The 17,605-nt window shown below is 58.5% G+C and carries 10 protein-coding genes; 5 read left to right on the top strand and 5 right to left on the bottom strand.

Annotated elements, in window-relative coordinates; translation table 11 throughout:
• Window positions 1-171: 171 nt before the first annotated feature.
• The 3 genes from NXS98_RS04270 to NXS98_RS04260 form a co-directional block, all read right to left on the bottom strand.
• Window positions 172-1,113 (bottom strand): DUF3106 domain-containing protein, encoded by a 942-nt coding sequence (locus NXS98_RS04270; RefSeq protein WP_283847235.1) that lies wholly within the window; start codon window positions 1,111-1,113, stop codon window positions 172-174.
• Window positions 1,114-1,116: 3 nt separating this feature from the next.
• The gene (locus NXS98_RS04265; protein WP_283847234.1) at window positions 1,117-1,641 is read right to left on the bottom strand and encodes a hypothetical protein; all 525 of its coding nucleotides are present in this window, start codon (window positions 1,639-1,641) and stop codon (window positions 1,117-1,119) included.
• 76 nt (window positions 1,642-1,717) lie between these two features.
• Complete coding sequence (locus tag NXS98_RS04260) at window positions 1,718-2,329, bottom strand: sigma-70 family RNA polymerase sigma factor (protein ID WP_283847233.1); 612 nt, start codon at window positions 2,327-2,329, stop codon at window positions 1,718-1,720.
• A 243-nt stretch (window positions 2,330-2,572) separates the two neighbouring features.
• Between NXS98_RS04260 and glnD the strand changes: the two genes are divergently transcribed.
• Entirely contained in the window at window positions 2,573-5,338 is a 2,766-nt protein-coding gene (glnD, locus tag NXS98_RS04255) for a [protein-PII] uridylyltransferase (protein ID WP_283847232.1), read from the top strand.
• Between the two features lie 181 nt (window positions 5,339-5,519).
• Here the strand turns inward: glnD and NXS98_RS04250 are convergent, their stop codons facing one another.
• Window positions 5,520-6,662, bottom strand: coding sequence for a 3-keto-disaccharide hydrolase (locus NXS98_RS04250; RefSeq protein ID WP_283847231.1), 1,143 nt, complete (start codon window positions 6,660-6,662; stop codon window positions 5,520-5,522).
• A gap of 267 nt (window positions 6,663-6,929) precedes the next feature.
• Here NXS98_RS04250 and NXS98_RS04245 point away from each other — a divergent pair, with 267 nt between their 5' ends.
• A complete protein-coding gene (locus NXS98_RS04245; RefSeq protein ID WP_283847230.1) occupies window positions 6,930-8,429 on the top strand; it encodes a DUF1080 domain-containing protein in 1,500 nt (499 codons plus the stop codon).
• A complete protein-coding gene (locus tag NXS98_RS04240) occupies window positions 8,426-11,068 on the top strand; it encodes a PEP/pyruvate-binding domain-containing protein (RefSeq protein WP_283847229.1) in 2,643 nt (880 codons plus the stop codon). The genes NXS98_RS04245 and NXS98_RS04240 overlap by 4 nt, the downstream gene beginning before the upstream one ends.
• 2 nt (window positions 11,069-11,070) lie before the next feature.
• On the opposite strand, the gene NXS98_RS04235 is transcribed toward NXS98_RS04240, so the two are convergent.
• Window positions 11,071-12,387 (bottom strand): alkaline phosphatase family protein, encoded by a 1,317-nt coding sequence (locus NXS98_RS04235; RefSeq protein ID WP_283847228.1) that lies wholly within the window; start codon window positions 12,385-12,387, stop codon window positions 11,071-11,073.
• 179 nt (window positions 12,388-12,566) lie between these two features.
• On the opposite strand from NXS98_RS04235, the gene NXS98_RS04230 reads away from it, so the two are divergent.
• A complete protein-coding gene (locus NXS98_RS04230; protein WP_283847227.1) occupies window positions 12,567-15,080 on the top strand; it encodes a beta-L-arabinofuranosidase domain-containing protein in 2,514 nt (837 codons plus the stop codon).
• A 68-nt stretch (window positions 15,081-15,148) separates the two neighbouring features.
• The gene (locus tag NXS98_RS04225) at window positions 15,149-17,587 is read left to right on the top strand and encodes a glycoside hydrolase family 127 protein (RefSeq protein WP_283847226.1); all 2,439 of its coding nucleotides are present in this window, start codon (window positions 15,149-15,151) and stop codon (window positions 17,585-17,587) included.
• The last annotated feature ends 18 nt before the right edge of the window (window positions 17,588-17,605 follow it).

The raw sequence follows: 17,605 nt of genomic DNA, 5'->3' as shown, positions 1-17,605 counted from the left end.
ATACAAGTCCCTCTAAGTCAAAGGTTTTTTCAATTTTTTTTGTGCCATTTTCCGGGCGATAATACGGCAATTTTGCAACAAATGCCCAGAAATGGCGCATACACCGTGCCAACCTCCCTAACCGAGATTTGCCTACAGGCTGTTAAAGATGGCCAACAAATTAATTTATCGTTAACGTTTTCCGCTTGTCGCAGGAAACCCTCCCAAAGAGGGCCCTGTGCTTTGAAGGAGGCCGGGCGGCAAGGGCGGCAAAGGCGGAATCTTATTCACCATGTCGCGTACGATTTCGCGTTGTTCGGGTGTCAGTGATTTCCATGTCATGGCATTGCGCAGAAATTGCTCCTGTTCTGCCGGTGAAAGACTCAAGAAACGATTCACGGCTTCCGCATACTTTTCGCGCTGGCTGGCTGGCAAGCGGAATAAGGCGGCCAGGAATCGCTCCGGGGTTTGCCGCTCTTGCGGGGGCAGCGCTTCCAGCACCTGCCTTTGCTCGGACTCCGAGAGATGAAAGAAATGCTTGAATCGTTGCAACATGGCTTGCTGGCGGTGAGGTGGTGTCTGATTCCAAGTTTTTAACGCCGCCTCGATGGCCAGCCGGCGTTCACCTGGCAAGCTGTAAAGAAACAGCCCCTGCGGTACGGGCGGCGCATTTTCCAGTCGCACCAGATAAGCCAACAAATCCTCGTTTTGCAGCAGTTCTTTACGTGTGGCCTCGTCCAGGCGGTCCCAAATCTTAAGTCGCTCGACCACCAAGGGACGGTACCTCTCAGGCAACTGCGCCAAATAGGTTTCCCGCCAAGACTCGGGCAAATTCAGAAACAGCATCAGATAATGCCGCAGGTCTGTGAGCGTCAGGCGCAATTCGCGCTGGGCGGGCGACAATCCTTCATATTCGGCCAGTTTTTGCTCAAACAACTGCCGTTGTTCAGGCGATTTTTTGCTTAAAAATGCTTGGCGCCCTGCCGCATTGGTGTTTAACAACTCACGGAAAGCTTGCATGGGGGGCGCCCCCAATGGAGGCAGCGGCGGACGGCCGTCCACGGTTGGCGCAGGCGGTGTAGCCGCCCACAACACCCCGGCCATTCCCACGGCAAGCCAAACAATGCGTTTCATGGTTTAACGGGACGGAGGAGAACCCAGCATCCGCAAAAGGTCGTTGTCCGCAGCCACCGCCCCCATGCGCAAAATCACATCAAAGTTTTCCCATACCTCCATATCCAGCCCCTCAGGAGCGGTCGCCGGGGCGGTTGCCAGCGTGGCCACGGTTTGGACTGAGGCCGCCAACTCAGCGCGGCGGGCGGCATCCTGGTGCTGATGCAAGCCCACGTAGAGGGCCACGGCGGCTGCAGCCGCCGCCGGCACGGCCAGCCGGGGCCAATGGCGGGCCAGCCATTCGCGCCAGGTAACTTGGCGTCGAACCGGCTCTCCATCGAGGGCCTCCAAAACCCGATGAGTAAAGTTGGTGGAAACGGGCACAGGGGGCATCTCAGACAGCACTCGACTTAGGTACAATTCCTGGCGCAACTCTTCATGTTGCGCCGCAGTCCAACCATGCTGCCGGGCAAGCGCCGCCAGTTGCTCCGGAGTCAGTTGGCCCCGGCGCGCCGCCTCTTGCCAGCGGTTTTGATCAGTGTCGTTCATGGTTCCGTTTCCCAAAAGTTACTACACCGCCCCCGGCAAAAAGTTGTGTTGGCATCGAGCGCCTCTTGCTCATGATTTATGAATCCCTGGTCTCCCATGCGCCAGAAGCCAGATAGGCCTTAAGGCGTAATTTTAGCGTCTCACGCCCCCGGAAAATCAGCGACTTCACCGCCACCAGGGAGCATCCCATGACTTCCGCAATTTCCTCGTAAGACATTTGCTGTTGTTGGTACAGCAGGATGGCTGTGCGCTGGTTTTCCGGCAAATCCCTCAACGCCTCCGCCACCTTGGCCTCCAGTTCAGCGCGCAAAATCTGATGCGAAGGCGGCGGGGTCTGCGGGTCCGGCAAAGGTCGCGGCGCCGATTCCTCCTCTCCCGCATGCAAATCCTCCAAGGAAGTCGTGGGATGCCGCGAGCGTCGTCGCAATTCATTCAGGCAGGCATTGCGGGCAATGCTGTAGAGCCAGGGGGCAAACCGGGCTTGTGGACGATAACGATGGGCCGCCTTGAACACTTGCACAAAGACGTGCTGAGCCAGGTCCTCCGCCTCGGTGGGGTCCTGAATTGTCCGCGCAATATAATTCACCAACGCTTGCTTGTGTCTGTCCACCAATGCTGCAAAAGCCTGCCGGTCGCCCTGGCGGACACGCAGCATCAATTCTGAATCCGGGTCAATATTGGCGGACATGTCCGCTCAGATTAACCGATGCCAAGGCTGAGACTCAAGTTTTGCCCTTTTACGTTCAGTTTGCTGTGGCGTCCATTTGCTGGCCGGAGAATCACGAGCGACACGGCTTGGACAAGGAATAACAGGCCGGCCTGGAAACCAAAAGGGGTTAGGTCATGCATCTATCTTAAAAGCCTCTTTCGGCGAGCATCAGGTGGTGGCTAAGCTTGCGTTGGCGGGCATCCCCAGCCTACCTTAGAGCCGATGGCTGGCTGGCTCGAAAAAATGACGGCGGATGCGGCGCGGTTGGCGCTTCCGCCGGGACGACATCCCGCGCAGGAACTGGCGCGATACCGGCATTTTCTCAAAATCCAATCGCATCGTCTCAAAATCCTGCATCGCAACGGTGGAGGTGGTCGCGAAGTTTGCCGTGGCCGTGCGGCCATGCTGGATTTGGTATTAAAAAACCTCTTTGCCGCCCTGCAGGGACTGGCCAAACCCGGCGAATGGCAACCCATCGCCCTGGTAGCCGTAGGGGGGTATGGACGGGGAGAACTCAACCCCTGGAGCGATGTGGATTTGTTGTTTCTGCAAGAACGCCCCGCCCACCGCGGCGCCTCCCATCCCGCGCTGGCCTTGATTGGGGAGGGTATTCTGAGTGACCTGGGATTGAAAGTCGGGCATGCCACGCGCACGGCGGAGGAATGCGTGGCAGAGGCCAACAAGGAAATGCAGTCCAAAACCGCCTTGATCGAGGCGCGTTTTCTCTGTGGAGATGAAAAACTCTTTGAACGGCTGAAGAAGCTACTGTTCAAGCATTGCGTGAAAGGGCGGGAAACGGAATACATTGCCGCGCGGCTGGCCGACCAGGAAGCCCGGCGGCAGCGTTTTGGCAATTCCCCCGTCATGCAGGAACCCCATATCAAAAACGGCTGCGGCGGCCTGCGGGATTACCAGAATCTGCTCTGGATGACCTACTTCAAATATGGCGTGGGACAATTGGACGAACTGGTCAAAGCCAAAATGGTGTACCCGGCCGAAGCGCGGGACCTGGAGGCGGCCTACGATTACCTGTTGCGCGTACGGACAGAATTACATTACCAATGCCCGCGACCGCAGGACATCCTGACCAAACATTTTCAGCCCGCGGTGGCGTGGCAACTGGGATTCAAGGAACGCTCGGCCTGGGTGCGCATCGAAAATTTCATGCGCGAATACTACAATCACACCCGCAACATTTACCTCATAACGCGCATCGTGGAGCAACGGCTGGCACTCGACCCCCAAGCGGGCCGGCTTTTGCCCAATCTCCCGCGCTTCTGGCGAAAACGCGCCACGCCGGTCATCGTGGATGGGCTGCGCATCCAGGGAAACCAGATTGGCGCCGCCTCGCCCCGTGTTTTCGATGACGCGCCGCCTCGCCTGATGCGCGTCTTCCTGCTGGCCCAGCAGCGCGGGCTGACCTTGGAGCCCGCCTTAGTGCAGTTGCTGCGCAACAAACTTCACCTCGTTAATCGGGATTTTCTGCACAGCCCACGAGTGCGTGAGACCTTTTTGGAAATCCTCAACCACCGCGGCAGTGTGGGCGCCACCCTGCGCCAAATGCACGAGGTGGGCTTGCTGGGCAAATACGTGCCCGAATTCGGCCGGCTCACCAACCTGGTTCAGCACGAGTTTTACCACCAATATGCGGCCGACGAGCACACCCTGGTATGTCTGGAAAAGCTGGACCAGATTTGGGAGGCCAAGGAAGAGCCTTTTCAGCGTTACCGCGACCTGTTGCGCACGGTGGAAAAACCGCACGTGCTGAACCTGGCATTGTTGCTGCACGACGCCGGCAAGGCCGGCAATTCCACCCACCATGCGGAAGACGGTGCACGCCTGGCGCAAAATTTCGCCCAGCGCATGGCCCTTGACGATGCGGCCACACAGCAGCTTTGCCACCTGATTAAGCACCATCTGGACATGGCCCGTATCTCTCAGCGTCGCGACCTGAATGACGCGCAGGTCATCGCTCATTTTGCCAGCGTGGTGGAAACAGAGGAACAACTCCGCCTGCTGACCTTGCTCACCGTGGCCGATTTATTGGGCACCAGCGAAAAGTTGTGGAACGGCTTCAAAGATTCCCTCCTCTGGCAGCTCTACCAAAAAACCACCGATTATCTGCGCGGCATCCGTCCGCCGGCCGAAGAGGCGGAAAAGCAACGCCAATTGCTGGCCCTCGAGCTGGCTCGCCATTTGCCCCGGCACATTGCGGAGGAGGAGTTATACGCGCATTTCAAGCACCTGCCCGTGCGATATTTCCAACAGTGTTCGCCCCAGGAAATCCTGCTGGATTTGGAGCTGGCCCACCAATTCATGCGGCGGGCGGTGGATGAAGATTTGGACAGCGGCCTGGCCTCCTTGCGTCCCATCTTGCATTGGACTCCCCTGCCCGACCGGGGCTGCACCGAGTTGAAATTATGCACTTGGGACCGGCCCCGGCTGTTCAGCCGCATTGCCGGCGCCTGCAGCGCCAGCGGCCTGAACATCCTCAGCGCCCAAATTTACAGCCGTGCCGATGGCATTGCCCTGGATACGTTTTACGTCACCGACGCGCGGGCGGGCGGCCCGGTGACCAAGGAACAACGCGAGCAGTGCACCCACTTGCTGAATCGCGTGCTCGAGCGCGGTGATGTGGATTTGTATGCCGCCATTCGCCGCCAGCAACTGGGCGCCAGCCTGTACTTCGCGGTGGGCGGCGAACGATTGCCCACCCGTATCCATATCGACAACGAGAGCGCAAAAACGGAGACCGTCATTGACATTACCACCGAAGACCGGCTGGGACTGCTCTATGCCATTTCTCAGGCGCTGGCCGATGCCGGACTGGATGTTTCCTGGGCGCGCATCACCACCGAAAAAGGGGCGGCCATGGACAGCTTCTATGTCACCCACCGTTATGAGGGCAAGCTCACCTCGCCCCGCACTCAAAGTGCAGTGCGTTCCAAAATACTGGGCGCCATTCTGGCCTTGGACAGCCAGAGGTAAAACCCTGCTTCCGGCTCAAAGTTACTCCTTCACCCCCCATCCCAATTGAGCTGCCAGCAAGCCAGGCAGGCGAGGTGTTGCCGGCCCCCAATTCATGACGATAACTCCAACGCAAAATAAAACCCCACTGCATTGAGAACACAGTGGGGTGATAAGCCAAAACGTCTTGGCCAACAATTTTCTATTTCTTCTGCTTGTCCCAGCCCTGGTCACGAATCAGGTTCTCCAACTCAACCTTGGGGCCAAATTCATTCGTGATGGCCTTGGCACGCACCAGGTAGCGGAAGGCATCTCGCAGGCTGCGCGCTTCATCGCGTTTGCCTTGCAGCTTTTCCGGCGGCAAGGCCTTGAGACTGGCTACGTAAGCCGAGGCCATTTGTTCCACCTTCTTGAGAGCTGAAGGCTCCGCCTCATAGACCAGCGATTCCATCCATCGCATCATTTCCGGTACTGGATTGGCAGGATTGGCCATTTTGGCCGCGTCTTCACGAAGGGTTGCTGCAATCTCCTTGCGCTTGGCCAGCGTGGCTTCCGGGCTTAAGAAACCATCGGTCCCGCCTTGGGACGGACGCGGCGGCAGCGGACGATACCAGATGTTGCGGAAACGGGTGGGATTGCCATGGTCCTGCAAGCGCAGCGGCCCTTTCTCTGGAAATGGCCGTGGTCGCGAACGCCCCATGTGCCCGCCGGCCCCTTCCAGCGGTGTATGGTCCTGCACCAGCACGCCATTGAGAAAGACCGTCACGTAACCCGGGTCCACCACCTTGCCATCCTTGTACACCGGGCGCCGAAAAACGATGTCATACACCTGCCACTGCCCAGGCGGACGCACCGCCGTCACCAAGGGCGGCATCACGCCATAGTAAGCGCCGGCCGTGCCGTCGGCATAGGTGGGGTTGTTGTAGTTATCCAACACCTGGATTTCCAGGCCACCTGGCAGGAATACGCCACTGTTGCCACGCCCCTGCCCGGAGCCCTCGATTTTCGTGGGAGCGCACCATTCGATGTGCAGTTGACAATCGCCAAATTCCTCGCGTGAGCGAATTTCCCCTGAACCCGGCGTGACTTCCATGTAACCATCGCGCACCACCCATTTGACCGGGTTGCCCTTGTTATCGGAAAACTTGGACAAATCCGTGCCATCAAAAAGCACGATGGCATCGGAGGGAGGCTTGCCCGCCTGGTCCTGCGTGCTGAACGTGCCTGGCGTAATGACTGGCGGCAACGGACGGTTGCGATCGTGCACTGCCCACGGATGATTGTCATCCGGCGGATCCCCGTAAAACGGCGGAGCCACATTGCTGGCAGCAAATGCCGACATCATACCCAGCGTCGCCAGCATTGCGACACCTGGCCAATAACAACCTGAATTGCGTGATTTCATAATGCAAATGACTACGCTCCGCAGCATGGCATCAAGTCGTCACAGGTCAAGGAAATTACCCGTTAATTACCCGTTGCTTATCTGCCCTGGAGAGCCGGCCCAACCCCTCGCAGAATCGTGCTGGAAAACAATCCGTTCATCCTCGGCTCATGGGCATGGCCACCTACAACCTTGCCATCGTCCTTTTTTCCGCACATCCTAGAGCCGATGAATATATTACGCCTCGCTTGCATTCGCGCCGTCCCAGCCGTGGCGGCGGCCGTCTTGGGGCTCTTGGCGCTCCCCGCCGCCGAACCGTCCGCCTGGCAGTCCTTGTTTGACGGCCAAACGTTAAACGGCTGGAGAGCCAGCGAAAACCCGGCCTCCTTCAAGGTGGAAAACGGCGCCATTGTGGCGGACGGGCCGCGGGCCCATCTGTTCTATGTAGGGCCAGAAGGACAGGCCACCTTCAAAAATTTCGAGCTGGAATTTGAAGCTAAAGCGGGACCGTTGGCCAACAGCGGCGTCTTCTTTCACACCCGTTTCCAAGAGAAAGGCTTTCCTGGCGCCGGCCTGGAAGTGCAAATTCATAACGCTCGCCACGGTGAGGGAGACTACCGCGAGAACAAATTAACCGGGAGCCTTTATGGCGTGCGCAACGTCTATAAGGCCCTGGTGGCTGACGAGCAGTGGTTCAAAATGGCCGTGCGTGTGAGTGGCAAGCGCGTGCAAATCCGTGTGAATGACACGCTGGTGGTGGATTATTTGGAACCCACTCCGCCCTTCGCCAACCCGGAACGGCCCGGCCGCCGTCTGGGAGACGGCACCTTTGCCTTGCAATGCCATGACCCGAAAAGCAAGGTCTGGTTCCGCAATCTCCGCGTGCGGCGTCTGCCCGACGCCGCCCCCGCCGAAGACCTGCGCGAGATGGCCATGACCGAGCATGACCGGGCCGTGTTGCGCTTGGGCGCGGCCAATTACCCCGTGGTCAATTATCACATGCACCTCAAAGGAGGGCTAACCCTGCCGGAGGCGCTGGCGGAATCGCGCCGCTCGGGCGTGTTCTACGGCGTGGCCGTCAACTGCGGCGTCGGTTTTGGCATTACCAACGATGCCGGGATTGACCAGTTTTTGCGGGAAATGAAGGGACAACCGGTGTTCGTGGCCATGCAGGCGGAAGGCCGCGAATGGGTAAACATGTTTTCACCAGCGGCCGTGGCCAAGTTTGACTACGTGTTCACCGATTCCATGACCTTCACCGACCGGCAAGGCAGGCGCATGCGACTTTGGATTAAGGAAGAAGTCGGTGAAATCCCCGACAAACAGGCATTCATGGATTTGCTGGTGGAAAAAACCGTGGAAATTCTTAGTCGCGAAGCAGTGGACATTTACGTGAATCCCACTTTCCTTCCCGATGTTCTGGCCGCGGAATACGATACCCTTTGGACCGCAGAACGCATGAAGCGTGTGATTGACGCCGCAGCCGCCCATGGCGTGGCCATTGAAATCAATGCCCGCTACAAATTGCCCAGCCCCGCCTTTATCAAAATGGCCAAAGCGGCTGGTTGCAAGTTCACCTTCGGCACGAATAATGGCGGGCGGGAAGTCGGCGACCTGGATTATTGTTTCCAGATGGTGCGCGAATGCGGCCTCCGGTGGCAGGATATTTGGACCCCCAGGCCCGACGGCCAAAAACCGGTGCAACGTTACGGAAAGCTTCTGCGATGACCCCCTCAGCTTCTTCACCAGCGCCCGAGGCCAGCACCCCTTACAACCGGGATTTGAGTTTCTTCTCCACCGGCCTGCCCGGTTTAGACCGCACTCTGCAAAACCTTCAAGCCGGGGATAATGTGGTGTGGCAGGTTGCCAGCGTGGATGAATACCGGCCCTTTGTTTTGCCTTTCTGGGAGGAATGCCTCCGGCAGCGGCGGCCGCTGGTATATTTTCGTTTTGGCCGGCATTCAGAACTTGTTTCACCAGAACAGGGAGGCAGGCATGTACGCCTGCGACCCGAAGATGGTTTTGAAAAATTCGTGGGCGAGATTCTCGACGTCATCGAGGCCGAGGGCATCGGGGCCTGCTATGTGTTTGACATGCTCAGCGATCTGGCGGCGGATTGGTACAGCGACCGCATGCTGGGCAATTTCTTTCGCATCACCTGCCCTTTCCTCTATGACTTGAAAACCATCGCCTATTTTGGTTTGCGCAAGGATCATCATTCCTTTCACGCCACGGACCCGATTCACAATACGGCACAAGTGGTGTTGGAGGTGCATCGCAAGCGGGACCAGCTTTTCATTCATCCTCAGAAAGTGTGGCAACGGCACTCCCCCACCATGTACATGCTCCATGCCTGGGAGGGGCAGGAATTCAAGCCCGTTACCAATAGCGCCGTCATCACGGATATTCTGGCCAACGTTCCCCAACCCTGGCTGGACTTCAGTGTCCATCGCCTTGGCGTCTGGGTCCGCACCTTCCGTCAGGCGCAGGCCACCTGGAAAGCCGTCCAACAAGGCCGCAAATCCAATACCGAGGCCCAGGCTTTTTTCCAACGCCTGGTCAAAATGGTGCTCACCCGCGAAGAGCGTTTCATTGCGCTGGCGCATCAGTACCTGAGCCTGGCCGACCTCATCGAGGTGATGCAACGCATGATTGGCACGGGCCTCATCGGTGGCAAATCGCTGGGCATGTTATTGGCCCGGGCTGTGTTACGCCAAAAACGCCCGGATTTGTGGCAGAAATTGGAGGGGCATGATTCGTTCTTCATCGGTTCCGACGTGTTCTATACCTACCTGGTCCAGAATGGTTGCTGGTGGCTGCGCCGCCGCCAAAAAGACTTTGATGTCCTCCTCCAAAACGCAGACCTGGCCCGCCAGAAAATCCTGGAGGGCGAGTTTCCCGATTTCATCAGTGAGCAGTTTGAGGAAATGCTCGAATACTTTGGCCAGTCTCCCATCATTGTGCGCTCCAGCAGTTTGTTGGAGGACAATTACGGCAACGCTTTCTCGGGCAAATATGAAAGTGTCTTTTGTGCCAACCAAGGCTCGCCGGAGGAGCGGCTCCAGGCCTTCATGCAGGCCGTGCGCACCGTTTACGCCAGCACCATGAGCCATGAGGGGCTGGAGTACCGCCGCCATCACGGCTTGCTGGAGCGCGATGAACAAATGGCCCTGCTGGTGCAGCGGGTCTCTGGCGAAATGTACGGCAACACGTATTTCCCTCACCTGGCAGGGGTGGGTTTTTCCTTCAATCCCTTTGTTTGGCATGAGGACATAGACCCGCGCGCCGGCGTCTTGCGCCTGGTGTTTGGCCTGGGTACCCGGGCAGTGGACCGGACAGATGACGATTACACCCGCCTGGTCGCCTTGAACGTGCCGCTCAAACAACCCGAGGCCAAGGGCGGCAATGTGCGGCAATTCACTCAACGCCGGGCGGACCTGCTGGACTTGGCCGCCAACCGGCTTACCGCGCGCGATTTCCGGGAGCTGGCCGCCTTTTTGCCCGCCCCCTTGCGCAGTTTGATGGCTCGCGAAGGTTTGGGCGGCGAGGGAGACTGGATGCTCAATTTTGATACGCTTCTGGAGCAAACGCCCCTGGCTTCAGATTTGCGTGATATGCTCCGCACCCTGGAAGAAGCCTATGATTACCCGGTGGACGTGGAATTCACCGTCAACTTCCTCCCCAACGGCCACTACCGCATCAACCTTTTGCAATGCCGCCCCTTCCAGGTAAAAATCCGGGGCGAAGGCAGCCGGGTACGCATTCCGGCGCACATCCCCCCCCAGGAAGTGGTTCTGGAATCCTCCGGCCCCATCATCGGCCACAGCCTCGCCACCGGCGTGGACCGGCTGATTTACGTAGTCCCGCGGGTTTATTCCCAAATGAGCATGAGTCAGCGCTACTCGGTGGCGCGTGCCATTGGACGGTTGACCCACCTGAACCAGGGACGCCAACCCACCATCATGATTATCGGCCCGGGGCGCTGGGGAACCTCCATGCCTTCGCTGGGCGTCCCGGTTTCTTTCGCCGAAATCAACACCGTCTCCGTGATTTGCGAGCTGGCCCTGATGCATGAAGGCCTGATTCCCGATATTTCGCTGGGAACCCATTTCTTCAATGACTTGGTGGAGATGGACATGCTTTATCTGGCCGTTACGCCCGGCAAGGAAGGTTATCGGTTTAATGAAGAGTTGATCCTATCCCAGCCCAACCAACTCGCCCAATTGCTTCCCTCGGCCGCCTCCTTGATGGAAGCCATTTGGGTGGTGGAAGGAGGGCAGAACGGAGCGCAAGTTTATCTTAACGTGGATTCCATGTCGCAAAAGGCACTGGCCTATCGTGAATGCCCGACGGCCGGCCCATCATAAATTCACGGCTCCCGGCGCAGGCGAAACCACCTTTGCGGTTCTGCCCCGCCCGCCGATAGGATGAGCATTTTCTGCCAATCCACTTCATCCATGACCACTCCCTCGGTCACCGGCATCCACGCCCGCGAATCCCCCAATCGGCTGGCCGTTTCCAGCACATAACCGCCGGCAGGCGCGGGCCATCGCACAACCAGACCATGGACCTGCCGCGAGACCGACAACTGAACCACCGGTTGCCCCCGCACCATCCGCAAAGGAGCGCCAGGCACCGGCGGCAGGCCAAGTATATCCAGCGCCAGATTGGCGGCGTCTCCATTGCGTATCGGTTGTAATGGGGCCAGGTAGTCCACTCTATAAATCTCCGGGTCAAACCGGTTGGCACATAACCGATATAAGTCCTCTCCCGGCGGCCAGCCGGGCCCCCACACCAAAAAGGGGATGGTGTAATTAACCATGTACTGCGGATCCGTGTGGGAATAATCCGGCACCCCACCGCCATGATCTGAGGTGATGATGAGCGCCGTACGGTTGCTCATGGCAGGATGGCCTTCGATAAACGCCATCATTTGTCCCAGACAGCCATCTAACTCCTCCAGCGTGGCACGCCAAACCCCACTGCTCCAGCCATAGGCATGACCGATGTAATCCAAATCGGCAAAGTGGACGAAGGCAAAATGAGGCACCTCATCCTGTAAATAATTGGTGACTGCCCCCACAATGGCCCAGCGATTGTAAGTGTAGTAACTCCAAGGCACATTCATCACATAATCCACCTTATTAGGCCCGTTGTCTTCCCCCACCGTGTCAGGCGCGCCGTTGGTTGCATTGTAACTTTCCGCGCAAATCAACAACTTGGATTTGCTGACAATGCAGGCCGTGCGCAACCCGTGGTCATGAACCACATCCCACACGCTGTGCAAATAACCGGGCTGCGAATTACCGTGCTGATGATAAATCTCCCCAACGGTGTATCCATTGTTGGCGTAGCCATGCCAGGAATCCTCTGGCCAGCCGGCCGGCTGCCACAACGGTCTGCCCAGGAGCATGGAGGTGTGATTGGGCACCGTCTCCGAGGCGTAATAATCACAACGCGCATTCAATGTGCCGGCCCCTTCCCGTAACACGCGCCGAAAATGAGGAAAGTTCTCCGGCGAAGCTGCCAGGTAGGCGCGCAAATGAGTGCCGCTCAAACCGTCAAAGGAAATCAATAAAACATAATCGGCACGGGGAAACTCCGCCGCTGACAAGCCCAGCACGCTCAACATGGGCCAAAGCATGACCACAATCGCCCCCAAAAACTTTGGGTGAGTTTTTTTCATGGGCTGACTAAAAATAGCGAAAGTAGGTTTACTCGCAAGCCTCCTCCGGCGCGTGCCGGCGGCTCAACACAGGGAGCCCACGGCAAGGTTTCCCCAACGCCCTCCGAATGACCCGATTTCTTAAGTTATTGACCAGCAACCTCATTGTTCCGCAAACCCGAACATGGCAAATTATCGCCATGCACGTGCCTTTCACCATCGGAAATGGCCAGCGGTTGACGCTGGTCCTTTTGTTGAGTTTGTGCGCCGGGGCAACGCTGTTATCCGCCGCCCCAGCGGTCACTGCGGTGGTGCGCGAATCGCCTGCAACCCAGGAGCAAAATCCATGGTATACGAGCAGTCGGGCGCCGCTGCGTCCTGTCCCCTTTTTGAAACTTCCCATTGGCAGCATCCAGCCACGAGGCTGGTTGCGGCATCAGTTGGAATTGAGTCGCGATGGCATGGTGGGGCGCCTGGGCGAAATCTCGCCCTGGCTCCGCAAGGAAGGTCACGCCTGGCTGGCCCGCGATGGGCGCGGGCACAGCGCCTGGGAAGAGCTGCCCTACTGGCTGAAGGGCTACGGCGACCTGGGCTATGTCCTTCAAGACCAGACCATCATTCAAGAGGCCAGGGTTTGGATTGAGGCCATGCTGGCCAGCCAGGACGATACCGGCTGGTTTGGCCCGCGCGAGCTGCAGAAGTCTCTGCAAGGCCGCCCAGACCTCTGGCCGCACATGGTGATGCTCAATGTGCTGCAATCTTACCATGAATACAGTGGCGACCCTCGCGTGCTCGCCTGCATGACCCGCTATTTCCGCTGGCTGCACCAGCAGCCTCCGGAGACCTTCAGCGCCGGTTATTGGCCCAAAATGCGCTGGGGAGACAATCTGGAAAGCGTTTATTGGCTCTACAACCGCACGGGCGACGCCTTCCTGCTGGAGCTGGCCCGCAAGATTTTCGAGAACATGCAGGATTGGACCACCGGCGTCCACAACTGGCACAACGTGAACATTGCCCAAGGCTTCCGCACGCCCGCGATTTTCTACCTCCAGAGCGGCAGTTTCCTGCATCGCAACGCGGCTGAACTTAACTACCGGCAGGTCATGGACCTCTACGGCCAATTTCCCGGGGGGGGCTTTGTCGGCGATGAAAATTGCCGGCGCGGCTACATTGACCCGCGCGGGGGCATCGAAACATGCGGCATTGTAGAGTTCACCCACAGCTTCCAAATGTTAACCCGGCTCACAGGTGACCCCATTTGGGCGGAGCGTTGCGAGGAAATTGCCTTCAACTCCTTTCCGGCGGCGTTGACCCCGGACCATCGGGCATTGCACTACATCACCAGCGCCAATCAGGTGCAACTAGACCGTCACAATAAGGCCCCCGGCATCCAAAATAGCGGCACCATGTTCTCTTATAGTCCCTTCGAGGTGTACCGCTGCTGTCAACATAACGTCTCCCACGGCTGGCCATATTATGCGGAAGAACTTTGGCTGGCCACGGCCGACGGCGGTTTGTGCGCCTCTTTGTATGCGGATTGCGACGTCAAGGCGAGGGTGGGGCGCAGCGGGCAGGAGGTGACCGTGCAACAACGCACGGATTATCCGTTCAGTGACACGGTCACCTTCACCCTGCACATGGCCGGCGCCATCAACTTTCCCCTTTACCTGCGGCTTCCAGCCTGGTGTCGGCAGCCCACGGTCTCCCTCAACGGACGGCCAGTGCCTTTCAAAGCCCCGGAGCGCGGTTATCTGGTGCTCCAACGAACCTGGCAGAGTGGCGACACGGTGGTGCTGCGCCTGCCCATGCATTTGCGGGTGCGGACTTGGCAGGCCCAGAAAAATGCCGTCTCAGTGGACTATGGGCCGCTAAGTTTTTCCCTGCAAATCGGCGAGCGCTGGGAAAAATACGGCAACCGCCATCCGCAATGGCCTGAATGGGAAGTCTTCCCCACTACCGCTTGGAACTATGGTCTGGATTTGCCGGCCCATAACCCGGCCGCAGCGCTGGAACTGGTGCGGCGTCCTGGCCCGCTGCCCAAGCAACCATGGACCCCAGAAAACGCCCCCCTGCTGGTCCGTGCCCCCGCAAGAAAGATTCCCGCCTGGAAAATGGACGTCCGCAGCATGGTCAACCCCTTGCAAGCCAGCCCGGCCCGCACGACTGAACCCCTTGAAACGGTAACGCTCATTCCCATGGGCGCCGCCCGCCTGCGCATCGCTTGTTTCCCGACTGTCACCACCACGGGCGGTTATGAATGGGTGGCTCCGCAGAAACCCAAACCGTCGCCCTATAAACCGGCGGCTTCCCATGTAAATCCCTCCGATACCTTGGAAGCCTTGAATGATGGCTTGGAGCCGTCCAATTCCAATGATCACGATATTCCACGGTTCACCTGGTGGGACCACCGTGGCACCCAGGAATGGGTGGAATATATCTTCGACAAACCACGTCGAATCTCCGGCGTGGCCGTGTATTGGTTTGATGACACCGGTGTGGGGCAATGCCGGGTGCCCACCGCCTGGCGGGTGTTGCATCGGGCCAACGGCCAATGGCTGCCGGTGAATCAACCCTCACCCGCCGGAGTGCGGCGTGATACCTGGGATGAGGTAAAGTTTGATGCCGTGACCACCGACGGTCTTCGCCTGGAAGTCCAGTTGCAGCCCAAATACTCGGGGGGCATCCTCGAATGGAAAGTGCTGGAAACACCCTGACCCCACCGGTTCGGCGTGACAACGACCTCAGTTGCTGGCAGGTTGAAAAGCGATGGATCATTAAACTTATGAGATACTTGAAATTATGTCTGGCCGCTTATGGAGCCTCGGTCCTCGCTCTGGCGGCCGCGCAGTCGCAGGATTATCCTTACCAACCCGTCCCTTTCACGGCCGTTACCGTGAATGACGCCTTCTGGTCCCCCCGGTTTGAAACCAACCGGCAAACCACGGTCTGGTACGACTTCCAGAAGTGCGAGGAAACCGGCCGCATCGACAATTTTGCCAAGGCCGGCGGTCTCATGCCCGGGCCATTCCGGGGCATCCCCTTTGACGATTCCGATGTGTACAAAGTCATCGAAGGCGCTGCCTACATCCTGGCCATGCACCCAGACCCCAGGCTGGATAAATACCTCGATGACTTGATTGCCAAAATCACTGCCGCGCAGGAGCCGGACGGTTATCTGTACACTGCCCGTCGCCTTTTGCCGCCGGATAAAATGCCGGCGATGTCGGGCCCCACGAGGTGGTCGCATCTTAAAGACAGCCATGAGCTTTACAACGTGGGCCATCTTTACGAGGCGGCAGTGGCTCACTTCCAGGCCACGGGCAAACGCTCCCTGCTTAACATCGCGCTTAAAAACGCGGATTTCCTCTGCGAAACCTTCGGCCCCGGCAAAGTGCAGTATCCGCCGGGTCATCAGGAAATCGAAATCGGCCTGGTTAAACTGTACCGCGTCACCGGTCAGAAAAAGTATCTAAACCTGGCCCGGTATCTTTTGGACATTCGTGGCCGGCCTGAAACCCACCCATTATACGGCCTGTATTACCAGGACCATCTGCCCGTGACCGAACAAAAAGAGGCCGTAGGCCATGCCGTGCGGGCCGGTTACATGTACTCTGGCATGGCCGATGTAGCGGCCATCCTCGGGGAACGCGCTTACATTGACGCGATTGGACGCATCTGGGAAGACGTCGTCACCGGCAAATTGCATTTGACCGGCGGCATCGGCGCCCGGCCGGAAGGCGAAGCCTTTGGGGATAAATATGAGCTGCCCAATAAAACCGCCTACCTCGAAACCTGCGCAGCCATTGCCAATGCCCTGTGGAATCACCGTATGTTTCTTCTGCATGGCGACGCCAAGTACATGGATGTGCTGGAGCGGGTCATCTACAACGGTTTTCTTTCCGGCGTTGCCTTCAGTGGAGATCGCTTCTTCTATCCCAACCCGCTTGAAGCCGACGGCCACACCAAATTCAATCATGGCTCCAACCAGCGCCAGGCCTGGTTCGGCTGCTCCTGCTGCCCCGTCAATGTGGTGCGCTTCATTCCCTCCATTGCCGGCTACATTTACGCCACCCGCGGCGACCATGCTTATGTAAATCTTTTCATCGGCGGCAGCGGCGAAATGGAAGTCGCCGGCCAGAAAGTGCGTCTGGAGCAAACCACCCGTTACCCCTGGGAAGGCTCCGTGCGCATTACCGTCAAGCCCCAGCGCGCCACCCGTTTTGCCCTGCATGTGCGCATCCCGGGTTGGGCGCGCCAACAACCCGTTCCCAGCGATTTGTATCGCTACCTGGAGGGAGGCGCTGACGCCGGAGCTCCCCGGTTGACCGTCAATCGGCGCAGCCAACCTCTGCAAATGGACAAAGGCTTTGCCGTCATTGACCGCACCTGGCGCAGTGGGGATGTCGTGGAACTGACCCTCCCCATGCCTCCCCGCCGCGTTCTTTCGCATCCCGCCGTGAAAGCCAACGAAAGACGCGTTGCCATCGAGCGTGGCCCCATTGTTTATTGCGCGGAAGCCGTGGACAACGGAGGGCGCGCGCTCAATCTGGTGCTGGATGACCAGGCGCCGCTTCGCACGGAATGGCGCCCCGGTTTGTTGCACGGCGTGACGGTGGTCAAAGCGCGCGGCCAGGCAGTCACCCGAACTTCCGACGGCCGCGTCGTCACGCAACCCACCGAAATCAACCTGGTGCCTTATTACGCCTGGAATCATCGCGGCGTGGGCGAAATGGCTGTCTGGCTGCCGCGCACTCCGGACCGCGCCCAGGTGCCGCCTCCGCCCACACTGGCCGGCCAAAGCAAGGTATCCGCCTCGCATGTCTGGCATTTGGATACCGCCAAGGCGGCCCATGACGGTCTGGAACCCAAAAACAGTGGAGACCATGACATTCCGCGCCTGACGTTTTGGGACCATCGCGGCTCGCAGGAGTGGGTGCAGTATGATTTCCCGCAAACCACCACCGTGGCCGCCACTGAAGTTTATTGGTTTGATGACACCGGCCGCGGCAGTTGTCGCGTGCCGGCCTCCTGGCGCATCCTGTACCGCGACGGCCAACAATGGAAACCCGTCAATGTCCAGGGCGAATACAGCGTCAAGAAGGACACCTACAACCGCGTGAGCTTCGCCCCGGTGGCCACCGGCGCGCTGCGGCTGGAGGTGCAATTGCAGCCCGGCTACTCCGCCGGTCTCTTGGAATGGAAAGTTTTTCCCCAACCTTGAAATCTTGCTGAACATCCC

This window comes from Fontisphaera persica (genome assembly GCF_024832785.1).
GTDB lineage: Bacteria > Verrucomicrobiota > Verrucomicrobiia > Limisphaerales > Fontisphaeraceae > Fontisphaera > Fontisphaera persica.
Note: the sequence above shows the minus strand (reverse complement) of the source record. Positions and strands in the feature narration are given on the sequence as shown.

Excerpts from the sequence above, each read along its gene's own strand:
- NXS98_RS04270 (WP_283847235.1), bottom strand. The coding sequence starts at position 1,113 with ATGAAACGCATTGTTTGGCTTGCCGTGGGAATGGCCGGGGTGTTGTGG.
- NXS98_RS04265 (WP_283847234.1), bottom strand. The coding sequence starts at position 1,641 with ATGAACGACACTGATCAAAACCGCTGGCAAGAGGCGGCGCGCCGGGGC.
- NXS98_RS04260 (WP_283847233.1), bottom strand. The coding sequence starts at position 2,329 with ATGTCCGCCAATATTGACCCGGATTCAGAATTGATGCTGCGTGTCCGC.
- glnD (WP_283847232.1), top strand. The coding sequence starts at position 2,573 with ATGGCTGGCTGGCTCGAAAAAATGACGGCGGATGCGGCGCGGTTGGCG.
- NXS98_RS04250 (WP_283847231.1), bottom strand. The coding sequence starts at position 6,662 with ATGATGTCGGCATTTGCTGCCAGCAATGTGGCTCCGCCGTTTTACGGG.
- NXS98_RS04245 (WP_283847230.1), top strand. The coding sequence starts at position 6,930 with ATGAATATATTACGCCTCGCTTGCATTCGCGCCGTCCCAGCCGTGGCG.
- NXS98_RS04240 (WP_283847229.1), top strand. The coding sequence starts at position 8,426 with ATGACCCCCTCAGCTTCTTCACCAGCGCCCGAGGCCAGCACCCCTTAC.
- NXS98_RS04235 (WP_283847228.1), bottom strand. The coding sequence starts at position 12,387 with ATGAAAAAAACTCACCCAAAGTTTTTGGGGGCGATTGTGGTCATGCTT.
- NXS98_RS04230 (WP_283847227.1), top strand. The coding sequence starts at position 12,567 with ATGCACGTGCCTTTCACCATCGGAAATGGCCAGCGGTTGACGCTGGTC.
- NXS98_RS04225 (WP_283847226.1), top strand. The coding sequence starts at position 15,149 with ATGAGATACTTGAAATTATGTCTGGCCGCTTATGGAGCCTCGGTCCTC.